Annotated in this window: 12 protein-coding genes; 9 read left to right on the top strand and 3 right to left on the bottom strand. The window is 68.1% G+C overall.

What is annotated here, in order from left to right; translation table 11 throughout:
* The first annotated feature begins 99 nt into the window (after positions 1 to 99).
* Complete coding sequence (locus tag R2K23_RS08815; protein ID WP_316516087.1) at positions 100 to 1200, top strand: DNA cytosine methyltransferase; 1101 nt, start codon at positions 100 to 102, stop codon at positions 1198 to 1200.
* Here the strand turns inward: R2K23_RS08815 and R2K23_RS08810 are convergent.
* From R2K23_RS08810 to R2K23_RS24875, 3 genes are all read right to left on the bottom strand, one after another.
* Positions 1172 to 1639 (bottom strand): very short patch repair endonuclease, encoded by a 468-nt coding sequence (locus tag R2K23_RS08810; RefSeq protein WP_316516086.1) that lies wholly within the window; start codon positions 1637 to 1639, stop codon positions 1172 to 1174. The two genes, R2K23_RS08815 and R2K23_RS08810, sit on opposite strands and share 29 nt — an antisense overlap.
* A 109-nt stretch (positions 1640 to 1748) precedes the next feature.
* On the bottom strand, positions 1749 to 2171 hold the full coding sequence (locus tag R2K23_RS08805; RefSeq protein WP_316516085.1) for a hypothetical protein: 423 nt from the start codon (positions 2169 to 2171) through the stop codon (positions 1749 to 1751).
* A 257-nt stretch (positions 2172 to 2428) separates the two neighbouring features.
* Positions 2429 to 4321, bottom strand: a complete 1893-nt coding sequence (locus R2K23_RS24875; RefSeq protein WP_396893299.1) for a serine/threonine-protein kinase — start codon at positions 4319 to 4321, stop codon at positions 2429 to 2431.
* Between the two features lie 92 nt (positions 4322 to 4413).
* Between R2K23_RS24875 and R2K23_RS08795 the strand changes: the two genes are divergently transcribed.
* From R2K23_RS08795 to R2K23_RS08760, 8 genes are all read left to right on the top strand, one after another.
* A complete protein-coding gene (locus R2K23_RS08795; protein WP_316516084.1) occupies positions 4414 to 4929 on the top strand; it encodes a 2Fe-2S iron-sulfur cluster-binding protein in 516 nt (171 codons plus the stop codon).
* The gene (locus R2K23_RS08790; protein ID WP_316516083.1) at positions 4926 to 5915 is read left to right on the top strand and encodes an FAD binding domain-containing protein; all 990 of its coding nucleotides are present in this window, start codon (positions 4926 to 4928) and stop codon (positions 5913 to 5915) included. Before R2K23_RS08795 ends, R2K23_RS08790 begins: the two co-directional genes overlap by 4 nt.
* Positions 5915 to 7978 (top strand): xanthine dehydrogenase family protein molybdopterin-binding subunit, encoded by a 2064-nt coding sequence (locus R2K23_RS08785; RefSeq protein WP_316516082.1) that lies wholly within the window; start codon positions 5915 to 5917, stop codon positions 7976 to 7978. Before R2K23_RS08790 ends, R2K23_RS08785 begins: the two co-directional genes overlap by 1 nt.
* A gap of 102 nt (positions 7979 to 8080) precedes the next feature.
* A complete protein-coding gene (locus R2K23_RS08780) occupies positions 8081 to 8734 on the top strand; it encodes a type IV toxin-antitoxin system AbiEi family antitoxin domain-containing protein (RefSeq protein WP_316516081.1) in 654 nt (217 codons plus the stop codon).
* Complete coding sequence (locus R2K23_RS08775) at positions 8667 to 9506, top strand: nucleotidyl transferase AbiEii/AbiGii toxin family protein (RefSeq protein WP_396893296.1); 840 nt, start codon at positions 8667 to 8669, stop codon at positions 9504 to 9506. Before R2K23_RS08780 ends, R2K23_RS08775 begins: the two co-directional genes overlap by 68 nt.
* Positions 9503 to 10009, top strand: a complete 507-nt coding sequence (locus R2K23_RS08770) for a DUF1990 family protein (protein WP_316516080.1) — start codon at positions 9503 to 9505, stop codon at positions 10007 to 10009. Before R2K23_RS08775 ends, R2K23_RS08770 begins: the two co-directional genes overlap by 4 nt.
* Positions 10010 to 10262: 253 nt before the next feature.
* Positions 10263 to 11642, top strand: coding sequence for a hemolysin family protein (locus R2K23_RS08765; RefSeq protein WP_316516078.1), 1380 nt, complete (start codon positions 10263 to 10265; stop codon positions 11640 to 11642).
* Positions 11639 to 12646, top strand: coding sequence for a hemolysin family protein (locus tag R2K23_RS08760; protein WP_316516076.1), 1008 nt, complete (start codon positions 11639 to 11641; stop codon positions 12644 to 12646). The genes R2K23_RS08765 and R2K23_RS08760 overlap by 4 nt, the downstream gene beginning before the upstream one ends.
* The last annotated feature ends 65 nt before the right edge of the window (positions 12647 to 12711 follow it).

The following is a 12711-nucleotide window of genomic DNA, read 5'->3' as shown; positions in this document are numbered from 1 at the left end:
GGTGTCACCGTACGTTTACCTTCGGCCCCGGTCGCCTCTTGTCCATGCAGCTGCGTGGCGCCGTGGTGGAACCTCTTCCGGCCGGCTACGATCTGGGGCATGCCGCGGGAAGATATCGACTTGGATCTTTCGCCCCGAATCATCGATTTGTTTGCCGGACCCGGCGGCCTCGACGTCGGGGCGACGTGGCTCGACATCCCGACCACCGGTATCGAATGGGATGCCCACGCATGCACGACGCGCCGGAAAGCGGGGCTCGAGACCGTCGAGGGGGATGTCCGCAACTACGGCCCCGGCGATTTCCCTGAAGCGAACGTACTGACCGGTGGTCCCCCGTGTCAGACGTTCACCGTTGCTGGAACCGGGTCCGGCAGACAAGTCGTAGATGAGCTGATCCATGAAGCCGAGGACATGGCGCGGCATCTCGGGGAGGGAATTCCGCGCGGCGGGTTTGCCGACGACAGAACCGGATTGGTTCTGGAGCCCCTGCGGTGGGCGTTGCTCGCGCTGGAAGCGGGAAGGCCGTTTCAAGCGATTGTGCTGGAGCAGGTGCCGGCCGTCCTGCCCATCTGGAACGCGTTCGGGACGATTCTCAGACGGTACGGCTACGGCGTCGACGTCGACGTGCTCAGGACCGAGCAGTTCGGCGTCCCACAGACACGACGACGCGCGATTTTGATTGCGCGATTCGGCGACGACAACGTTGCACTCCCCACTCCGACCCATCAGGCGTACCGACGCGGTGCGGCGGACCAGGCTGAGTTGGGCCTCAAGCGTTGGGTGTCGATGGAAGAAGCACTTCAGCGTGACACCGCGTTCACCGTGGTGTCCAACTATGGAAGTGGTGGAGATCCGCGGAACCGCGGCGAGCGCCGGTCCGACGAACCCTCTGCGACGGTAACCGGCAAAGTCACGCGCAACCGGCTCCTCATGGCCGACGGGAGCGAGAGCCGCTTCTCCCACCAGGAAGCCGGAAGGCTGCAAACATTTCCCCACGACTTTCCCTGGTCGGGCAACGACATCGGCCAGCAAATCGGCAACGCGATACCGCCGCTCCTGGCTGTGCATGTCCTCGCCGCTGCCCTGGAGATCGAGCTGGACAGCGAAGAGCTCGAACGAACGGTTGCTGCATCGTGGCTGGAAGGGCGCGCGTTCCCGCTCGGCGTCCGCGTCAGCGACCGTGTCGCACTGGCTGAGTGATCTGAACCGGTCGTCTGCCGGCTCGCAGATCAATGAGCTGCCGACATATCGCGTCGGCGACAATTTTCGGATCCTCGTGTTCCCAGAACCGCAGCACGGTCCACCCCCGCGCCGTGAGATCAGCGTCAGTCCGGCGATCTCGCTCGACATTTCCTTCGAGTTTTCGGGCCCACCACGTTTCGTTGGCCTTCGGCCTGGTCGCGTGAATGGGACATCCGTGCCAGAAACAGCCGTCCAGGAAAACCGCCAGGCGCAATCCGCGCCACACGATGTCGGCTTTGCATCGCAAACCGGGTTCCGGAGCCGTGTCGACCCGATACCGAATTCCCCGGGCATGGAGAATTCTCCGAACCAGTAGTTCCGGCTCCGTTCCAGTCCGGCGCTGCCGGCTCATCCGTGCGCGGACGGATTCCGAGGATGCGGGTGGCCGGGCCGACAATCAACTCTCCGATCGCGAGCGGATTCGTCCCGAATGCGGCCACGCGGCACTTCCTGGTCCCGCGCCCGACCGCTGGTGCGCGACCCGTAGATGGCTCACCTTTGATGCGCTAATCACAAATGCTGCGCACTCCGCTGACGGACCGTTGCATGCCACAACCACAAAATTCTGCATTCCGCCGGACATCCCGGGCCCGGTCGTTACGGGGGCCGACCCTGGTCGTCGGATGGGTAACGTACCAGGTGCCCTTTCGGCTGCTCTGTTCACGCGGCACGCCATTGCCCGCGACACGTACAATTTCATCTTCCGAAACAAAGCCATTCGTGAAGCCGTAGTGAATGTGCAACGCAGGAAGGCCGTCCCGCCTTGTTGCGCGCACATATGGCTTATCAGAATCGACAGCCATTGCGCGGAATTCGACCACACCGACCGCCGCCGTGATCTGACGGATGAACTCGTGGTTCTCAGCAGGAATGCGTGTCCGTGAAAGTGCGCTGTACAGCGAATCCGCCACCTCGTCATGCCCACTCATTGATGACCACCTTCAACACCACGTTCTTGACCACCGTGAGATCGCCACGACTGACGATCGATTCGGGACTCAGGGAAATACTGCTTCAAGACGATCGTCCCGGCAAGGCCTCGAATGTCCCGGGCCGGCCAGTCCCCGACCTACACCGTCTTCGTACCGACCGCACGCAGCGGGAACGCTGCGTGCGGTCGGTACGCGCCGAAGGCGGCGCCTGCGGCGGGCGGCTGGATACACCGCGGACCACTGGCATCACCACATCACGGATTCAACTTCGTACTCCCCGCTACCGGATGCGTCGTGCTGACTACCTTGGCAATGCAGTTGTCCCGGTCGAACCCCTGTTCCGTGCACCAGGCCAGCACCTCGTACGGGTTGTTCGACCACAGGCCCACCACGGTCACCCAGAACCCCGGCCCGTCGAAGGTGGACCAGTCACCCGACCACAGCAGCTTCACGTCCGGGTAGATGCTGCGCAACCGCAGATGCTCGTCGAGGATGGTCTCGTTGTCCCAGGTCATCCCCTTGGCCACCAAACCCACACGCTTGGAACTGATCTGCGGGATCCAGCGATCGGCGAGGATAGCGGCCACCGCTGGTCGGTCTTCGCCAGCGATCGCCCGCAATCGCGCCAGACTCTGCTGCTCCACATCGGGAGTGGGCGTCACCGTGACCGTGCGCGTCGGTGCAGGCTTGGGCGGCTCCGGGGGCTTCGTCGGCTCCGGGCCGCCCGGCGTCCCCACGAGGAGTTCGACGCCGGCCTTCGCCTCGGCCTCGGTGTAGCTCATCTCCTGGTGCTTGCCCACCTGCACCCGGTAGAACTGCGCCCCACCGGGCACATCGCTGACGCGGAACTTGAGAAGACATTCGTCGTGACTGCGACTGCTGCCTTCAATGGATCCCTTGGCGAGCAGCTTGCCTGATTCGTCCTCGACCAGGATCGGGGCGTTGGGACCGATGTCTCCGAAGTCCTTGGTACCCATGCATTTATAGCCGGGCGGCAGACCACTGTCCTTGGCGATATCGGAGGCCAACCGGACGGTCCCGGCGATGCTGAACGGCTCGGCGCCCCCGCCGCCGCCCCGCGGCTGGACCGCGAAGTACGCGACCAGAGCGACCGCGGCCAGCAGCGCCGCGGCAGCCAGTCCGATCCCGACAAGCCTCCCCGCACTCCGTCGGGTCGGCGCCACCGCCGAGGCGCCCGCCGCTTCACGCGGCGAATCGGGTGGCCGCGACACCGCTGCCACCGCCGGCGGGGCCACCGGAGCAACCATCGTCTCGACGTCGTTCAACGGCACCGGCCCGGTCGACACCACGGCTGTTGTCGCGGCCTCAAGTGCCCGCGCGAACTCCCCGCAGGTTGCGTAGCGCTGATTGGGATCCTTGGCGAGCGCACGGGTCAGCACCGGCTCGAAGCGGGCCAGGTCGGCGCGGCCCTCGCCGATCGCCGGCGGCGGGGCATTCAGATGCTGCCCGATGACCACCGCCGGGTTGGTGTGCGCGAACAAGTAGCCACCGGTCAACAGGTGATACGCCGTCGCGGCCAGCGAGTACTGGTCGGCGCGGCCGTCGACGTCGAGACCCATCAACTGTTCCGGTGCCGCGTACGCCGCGGTACCGACGGTCATGTTCGTCGCGGTGAGACCACCCGCGTCGCCGTCAGCGACGTCGCGTGCAACCCCGAAATCCGCAAGCAGGGCGCGGCGCTCCCCGGTCTGCGCCAACAGAATGTTCGCCGGCTTCACGTCACGATGAAGAAGCCCCATGTCGTGGGCGTAGTCCAGTGCCGCGGCCACGTCGCTGATGATGCCGAGCGCACGCTCGGTCGGCAGCCCCTCCGGGTACTCCTGCAGGAGGTGCGCCGCATCGGTGCCGTCCACATAGTCCATGGAGATCCACAACCGGCCGCGGTACTTCCCGCGGTCATGGATCCGCACGGTGTTCGGGTGCCACAGCTTGGACGCCAGGTCGGCCTCACGGTTGAACCGCTCCATGTAATCGGCGTCCGAGGAAATGTTCGACCGCAGCACCTTCAGCGCATCGTGTCGCGGCAGGCGGGGGTGCTGGACGAGGTACACCTCGCCCATCCCCCCTGAACCAAGCTGGCGCTCAATGGTGTAACCGGCGAACTTGGTACCGTCGGACAACGGCATGCCGGGATGGTACCCAGGAACACCGACGCCCCAATCCGTCTTCGCCGAACCTGCCCTCGTTTCACCTCCCCCAACCCGGGTAACCCTCCGAGATGGAGTCAGCCCACTTCACCAACGTCACCGTGCGCGTCGACGGCCACACCCGCAGCGCCGAGATCGACAACCGCACCACCCTCCTCGATCTACTACGAGAACACCTCGGCGTCACCGCGCCGAAGAAGGGCTGCGACCACGGCCAGTGCGGAGCGTGCACCGTTCTGCTCGACGGCCGCCGCGCCACCACCTGCCTGGCACTGGCGGTCGCCCACGACGACGCCGAAATCGTCACCGCGGCCGGACTCGGGGAGCAAACAAGCCTGCACCCCGTCGCCCAGGCGTTCCTCGACCACGACGGCTTCCAGTGCGGCTACTGCACCCCGGGGCAGATCTGCTCGGCGGTCGGCACGCTCGACGAGGTCAAGTCCGGCGCCCCCAGCCATGTCACCGAACACCTGGAGAAATCCCCCGACCTCGACGACGACGAGATCCGAGAACGCATGAGCGGCAACCTGTGTCGCTGCGCGGCCTACCCCAACATCGTCGCCGCCATCCACGAGGCCGCCCGATGAACCCGTTCGCCTACCACCGCGCCACCAGCGTGGCCGACGCCGTCACCACCGTCGCCGAGCGCCCCGACGCCGTCTACCTGGCCGGCGGCACCAACCTCGTCGACCACATGAAACTCGGCGTCGCCGAACCCGCCCTGCTCGTCGACGTCGGCCACCTGCCCCTCTACGACATCGACCACCTCGACGACGGCTCGCTGCGCGTCGGCGCCGACGTCCGCAACGCGGATTTGGCCGCGCACCCCATCGTGCGCAGCCGCTACCCCGTCCTGGCCCGCGCCCTGCTGGCCGGCGCCTCGGGGCAGCTGCGCAACCTCGCCACCACCGCCGGCAACCTGCTGCAACGCACCCGCTGCGTCTACTTCCAGGACGTCACCACCCCCTGCAACAAACGCTCCCCCGGCTCCGGGTGCTCGGCGCTCGGCGGCTACGTGCGCTACCACGCCATCCTCGGCGCCTCCCCGCAGTGTGTGGCCACCCACCCCTCCGACATGGCCGTCGCGATGACCGCCCTGGACGCGCAGGTGGTCTACGTCGACGTCGACGGCGAACATCGCCTGCCGCTCACCGATTTTCACCGCCTGCCCGGCGATGAACCCGACCGCGACACCAACCTGCCGCGCGGCGCGCTGATCACCGCCGTGGAGATCCCGGCGCCGCTGGACGGCGCGCGCTCCACCTACCGCAAGGTCCGCGACCGCAGCTCGTATGCGTTCGCGTTGACCTCGGTGGCCGCCGAGTTGGCCACCGAGGACGGCACCATCAACTCCGCGCGCATCGCCCTCGGCGGAGTCGCCCACAAACCCTGGCGGGCCCATCGCGCCGAACACGCCCTGCTGGGGCAAGCCGCCGGCGAGGACACCTTCACCCACGCGGCCGAAAGCGAACTCGGACAGGCAGAGCCGCTGGACGGCAACGAATTCAAGGTCGAGCTCACCCGCCGCACCATCGTCGCCACCCTGCTGGAACTCATGGAAGGACATCAGTGATGACGGCCGTCCAACCCCGCGCCATCGGCACCGCGCTGACCCGCCTCGACGGCCCCGCCAAGGTCACCGGCACCGCCCCCTACGCCAGCGAATACCAACTCGACGCCCCGATGTACCTGCACCCGCTGCAGGCCACCATCGCCAAGGGCCGCGTCACCGCCATGGACACCGCCGGGGTCGCCGCCGTCCTCACCGTCTTCGACGCGCCCACGCTGGCCGACACCTCCGACGGCGACCTGACCATCCTGCAGGACAACCAGATCCACTACCGCGGCCAGTTCATCGGCGCGGTCCTCGCCGAGACCGCCGAAACCGCCCGTCACGCCGCCGCATTGGTGCGCGTCGACTACCAGGCCGACACCCACCACACCGAGCTGCGCCCCGACGACCCGGACCTGTACGCCCCCGAGGAAGTCAACGCGGGCTTTCCCACCGACACCGCCGACGGCGACGTCGACGCCGCCCTGCGCGACGCCGAGGTGCTCGTCGACCAGACCTACACCACCCCGCACGAACACAACAACCCGATGGAGCCGCATTCCTGTATCGCGTTGTGGGACAACGACAAGCTCACGCTCTACGACTCCACCCAGGGCGTGCACGCCGCCCGCAGCAAGCTGGCCGGACTGTTCGGCCTCGAGCCCGAACAGATCCGGGTGATCGCCAAGAACATCGGCGGCGGCTTCGGCTCCAAGGGCGCCCCGCACTCGCACAACACCCTGGCGGTCATGGCCGCCCAACGCGTCCCGGGCCGCCCCGTCAAGCTGGCCCTGACCCGCCAGCAGATGTTCGACGTCGTCGGCTACCGCACCCCCACCATCCAGCGCCTACAACTCGGCGCCACCAGGGATGGCCGACTGACCGCGCTGCGCCACGACGTCGTCGAACAGTCCGCCACCGCCAAGGAATTCGCCGAGCAGACCGCCGTGCCCGCCCGGATGATGTACGCCAGCGCCACCCGCGCCACCAGCCACCGGCTCGCCGCACTCGATGTGGCCGTCCCGTTTTGGATGCGCGCCCCCGGCGAATGCCCCGGCGTCTACGCGCTGGAGGTGGCGATGGACGAACTGGCCGTCGCCTGCGACCTCGACCCCATCGAGCTGCGGATCCGCAACGAACCCGACGTCGACCCCGAGACCGGCAACCCGTGGTCGGACCGACGCCTGGTCGAGTGCCTGACCACCGGCGCCGAGCAGTTCGGCTGGCACCCCCGCAACCCCGAACCGGGCGTGCGCAGCAACGGCGAATGGTTGATCGGCACCGGCGTGGCGTCGTCGGTGTACCCGGCGATGAACATGCCCGGCAACGCCGCCCGCATCGAATGCACCGCCCCCGGGCGCTACGCGGTGGCCATCGGCGCAGTAGACATCGGCACCGGCACCTGGACCGCGCTGACCCAGATCGCCGCCGACGTCCTGAGCTGCGACGTCGCCGCCATCGACCTGCAGATCGGCGACACCACGCTGCCGGCCGCCTCGGTGGAGGGCGGCTCCTCGGGCATCAGCTCCTGGGGCACCGCCATTCACGCTGCCGCCCAGCAGTTTCGGCGCGAGCACGGCGACAGCCCGGCCCCGGGCGCGGCCAGCACCGCCGAGGCCCCCGAGAACGAGGACGCCCAGAACTACGGGATGTACTCCTTCGGCGCGCAGTTCGTCGAGGCCCACGTCAGCCGCTACACCGGCGAAATCCGCCTCGCCCGGATGCTCGGGGTGTTCTCGATCGGGCGGGCGATCAACCCGGCCACGCTGCGCTCACAGCTGATCGGCGGCATGACGATGGGCCTGTCGATGGCCCTGCACGAGGAAAGCGTGCGCGACCACCGCCTGGGCCACATCGTCACCCGGGACCTGGCCAGCTACCACATCAGCACCCACGCCGACGTCCCCGACATCGACGCCGTCTGGCTCGACAGCGTCGACGAGCACGCCAATCCGATGGGCTCGCGCGGCGCCGGTGAGATCGGCATCGTCGGCGCTGCTGCCGCCGTCGCCAACGCGATCTACCACGCCACCGGGGTGCGGGTGCGCGACCTACCCATCCAGTGCGACGCGCTCCTCATCTGAGTTCCAAGCGCACCTGGCCGGCCACTGAGGCGCTCCCAGTGTGTTTTGAGTATGCATTTCGTACTCTTAGAGAGTACGATTCGCGTAGTCAAGGAGGTCAAAATGGTTCAGGCGCGCAGCGCTCCCATGCCGATCGCACTTGCAAAAGCCCCGCTCAGAACGATTCGTCCTCGTGATGCCGTCGGCATATACGCTCATCCGCGGACCCAGTTGGCGCGCCTCACCGACCGTGGCCTGTTACATCGCCTGACTGACGGATACTTCGTCGTGGTGCCGCAAGAGAATGTAGGCACGAAGTGGATCCCCACCGTTGAAGCGGCGGCGGCTGGAATCGCAACTGCGATCCACGGCGCCGACAACGCCGTCGTCATGGGAGTGAGCGCGGCACGCCTGCACGGAGCGATCCCACGCGCGCTCGCCGTAGCTCTTGTTGCGATACCCCGGCAACATCGACCGATCGCGCTCTCCGACCGCCCGGCAGTGGTGAGATTCGTCAAGCGCGACATCACAGCGCTCGACACCGAGCGCATTCGTACGGAATTGGGCCCCGCATTGGTGACCACTCCGGAGCAGACGATCCTGGATCTGGCTCACCGTCCGACCCTCGGGGATAACGCCGGTGAAGTCCCGGGCGCAGTCGCCACCCTCTACGCACGAAGTGACCGATCACGCCTAGAGCGACTCGCACATGAACAACGCCGAGTGGCGTCACTACGCCGGGCTGAAGAATGGGCCGGGGTTCGTCTTGGATCCTGACGAGCGCGACTCCATCGCAACACAATTCGGTGTGCCTGCCGAACAGGTAGTGCGCGATCACCTCATCTCGCACCTCCTGGCTTTCCTCAGCCGCAACTTCGGAGACCGAATCCACTTCATTGGCGGCACGGCTCTGGCTCGCACCCACCTTCCGGATGGCCGGCTCAGCGAGGACATCGACCTGATTGCCATCGGTCGCCGCAAGGACGTCGCCCGGGATCTCGATGCCGCACTCCCCCGTGCCGTGGCACGCACCCACGGGCGGCTTGCCGTCGAACCCGCCCTTGGGACCACTGCAGACACCCTGCCGGTGCTCGTTCGGACCGAGGATGGGCGCTCGGTGCGCCTACAACTGCTTTCCGCGCATGATCGCGTGGTTTGGCCGACCGAGCCGCGCGACTTGCATCAGCGCTACAACGACGCCCCCGCGGCCAGGCTGCTAGTTCCCACGCTGCCCGCATTCGCCGCATCGAAGACCGCTACCTGGGCGGACCGACTCGCGCCCCGCGACCTCTGGGACCTTTGGGCGCTGGCCAGGCTCGGCGCAATCGACGCCAACGCGACGTCGTTATTTCGGCGGTTCGGGCCAACGAACCGCGGCCCGGCGCCGCACATCTTCCAACGCGCTCCCTCGGACAGCGAATGGCGTGCGCAGCTCGCCGGCCAGACCCGGCTTACCGTGTCGGCAACTGAGGCTCTTGCGATCGTGCGCGATGCATGGCGAGAGGCAGTCGACGCGGACGAGAGCAACGGCAAGGAGCGACGTCGGTGAACTGGGAACAGCTGGCGCGACGCCGCCTGAGCTACCCCGAGATCGGCGCCACCGCCGGACCGCTCCCCGACGGGTACCACCACATCCGCCGCGAGCGCGCGATCGGCCTGGGAGAACAGGCTTTTCGGCGAGCCGCTGCCCAGCTGATGGCGTGGGAGATTCAGCGTCGGGCCGGCATCCGCATCGATACCTCTACGCCCACCGCCGTGCCGGGGTCTCTGGTGTCCATCAGGCTGGGGCCGCTGCGCGCCGCCTGCAAGGTCATCTACGTCACCGACGAACCGCACCGCCAGGGGTTCGCCTACGGCACCCTCGACGGCCACCCCGAGTCCGGCGAGGAGTACTTCGGCGTGCGCCTCGATCCCGACGGCACGGTGTACGCCGAGATCGTGGCGTTCTCCCGCCCCGCCCGCTGGTGGAGCAAGGCGGGCGCCTGGGTGGCCACCCGGGTTCAGAAGCGGATCACCGACCGCTACCTGGCAGCCCTGTCGACCAGGCCCTAGACCCCCTCGCCGAAAGTTGACTTGTCCGCACCCCGTCCTGCGGGTTCCCGTCAACAACCGAACTCTCGGCGATAACCGATTTTCCCCGCGCGGGAACTAACCAGAAAGCCGGTTCGTCTTCCCTAGGACCAGCCGACCTGACGACGATGCCGTCGCCACCGACCGAGAGACCGATGAGCCGAGTCCCGCGAGTCCCCGCCCGACCCTGTCCACGTCACCCGGACCATGATTCCGGCTCCACCTCGGCACCGCCGTGCTGAGCGTCCTCAGCATCCTGCTGGGCCTGCTGGTGGTCGTGGCCATCACCGCGATCACCGGCTACTTCGTGGCCCAGGAATTCGCGTACATGGCCGTGGACCGCTCCCGGCTCAAGGCCCGCGCCACGGCCGGGGACAAGGCCTCGGCCCAGGCGCTGTCGGTCACCCGCCGCACCTCGTTCATGCTGTCGGGCGCACAGCTCGGCATCACCGTCACCGGGCTGCTGGTCGGCTACGTCGCCGAACCGCTGATCGGCCGTGGCGTCGGGGACCTGCTCGCCCGCGGCGGCGTCTCGACCGCGGTCGGGATCGCAGTCGGCACCGTGCTGGCCGTCCTGGCCGCCACCGTCATCCAGATGGTCTTCGGCGAACTGTTCCCGAAGAACCTCGCCATCGCCCGCCCCGAACCGGTCGCCCGGCGCCTCGCTCTGTCCACCACCTGGTACCTGAAGCTGTTCGGCTGGCTGATCAAGCTGTTCGACGCGTCCTCGAACCTGCTGCTGCGCGCCCTGCGCATCGAACCCGTGCACGACGTGGAGCATTCGGCCAGCCCCCGCGACCTCGAACACATCGTGGCGCAGTCCCGCGAGGCCGGTGAGCTGCCCGCCGAACTGTCCGCACTGCTCGACCGTATCCTCGATTTCCCGACCCGCAGCGTCGAGCACGCGATGATCCCCCGCGCCCGGGTGGACGTGGTGCCCGCCGACACTCCGCGCGAGGAGGTGCTCGCCATGATGGCCACCGGGCACACCCGCTACCCCGTGGTCAGCGACTCCCCCGACGACCTGCTGGGCGTGGTGCACCTGCGCGACCTGCTCGAACCGACCGCCGCCGGCACCGCGGCCGAGCTGTACCGCCCGGCGGTGATCGTGCCGGAGTCCATGCCGCTACCGGCCGTGCTGACCCAGCTGACCGCCGCCAAGGAGGAGATGGCCCTGGTCATCGACGAGTACGGCGGCTTCGCCGGCGTCGTCACCGTCGAGGACATGGCCGAGGAACTCGTCGGCGAGATCGACGACGAGCACGACGTCGACCCCGAGATCGCCGTCATCACCCGCGCCGACGACAGCTGGTTGATCCGCGGCGACGCCCACCTCGACGAGGTCGGCCGGGCCATCGGCCACGACCTGCCCGACGGCGACTACGAAACGCTGGCCGGGCTGATCCTCGCCCGCTTCGGCGGCCTGCCCGAGGTCGGCGACACCGTCGAACTCCAACTCGCCGGCACCGCCGAGGAACTCCTGCACGAGGGCCCGCCCCCGCAACGCACGGTGGTCCTCGACGTCCGAGCCCTGGAACGCCGGGTGCCGTCGGAGGTCAGCGTGCGTATCCGCACCGACTCCGCCCTCAGCGACGACAGCGAGGCCACCCGATGAGCAATCCCTGGATCGTCCTCGCCGCCACCGTCGCCCTGATCGCGGCCAGCGCGTTCTTCGTGGCCGTCGAGTTCGCGCTCATCGCCGCCCGCCGCCACCGCCTCGAGGACGCGGCGCCGCGCAGCCGCTCGGCGCGCGCCGCCCTGCGCAGCGCCTCGGAGCTGTCGGTGTTGCTGGCCGGCTCGCAGCTGGGCATCACGGTCTGCACGCTCGCCCTCGGCGCGGTCACCAAACCCGCTGTGCACCACTGGCTCACGCCGCTGATCGCCGGCTGGGGCGCACCGACGTGGGCGGCCGACGCCGCCGGCTTCGTCCTCGCGCTGTTCATCGTCACCTTCCTGCATCTGGTGATCGGCGAGATGGCGCCCAAGTCCTGGGCCATCGCCCATCCGGAGAAGTCGGCGACCCTGCTGGCGATCCCGATGCGCGGCTTCATGTGGTTCACCCGCCCGCTGATCGTGTGGCTCAACCGACTCGCCAACCTGTGCCTGCGCAAGGTGGGGGTCGAGCCCGTCGACCAGTTGGATTCCGGTCAGGACCCCGCGGCGCTGCGACACCTGGTGGAACACTCCGCCACCGTGGGCACCCTCGACGAGCGCTACCGCGGGCATCTGATCAGCGCCCTGGAGCTGGAGGCCCTCACCGTCGGCGACATCGTCCGCGCCAACCCCGACCCGGGCAACGTGGCCCGCGACGCGACCGCCGCCGAGATCCAGGACGCTGCCCGGCGGGCCGGCCACCTGCGGCTGCTGGTCAGCACCGGCAACCGCGTCGAGGGGGTGCTGCACGTCCGCGACAGCCTGCACCAGCCGCAGCGCACCGCCGCCGAGTTGATGCGGCCGGTGCTGACCTTCCCGAAGTCGACGCCGGTGTACGAGGCATTGCGGCTCATGCGCGAGACCCGCAACCACCTGGCCACCGTCACCGACGCCGAGCGGGTCATCGGGGTGCTCACCCTCAACGACGTGCTCGAACGGTTGCTGGCCACCGAGTCGGCGGCCTGACCGCTGCTGCGCCGAGGGGTGACTTGTTCGCACCCTGTCCCGGGGTTTTGGGTCAACATCCCGAC

The sequence above is a fragment of the Mycolicibacterium sp. MU0050 genome (genome assembly GCF_963378085.1).
Taxonomy (GTDB): Bacteria; Actinomycetota; Actinomycetes; order Mycobacteriales; family Mycobacteriaceae; genus Mycobacterium; species Mycobacterium wendilense.
This window is presented reverse-complemented; position numbering and strand designations above follow the sequence as displayed.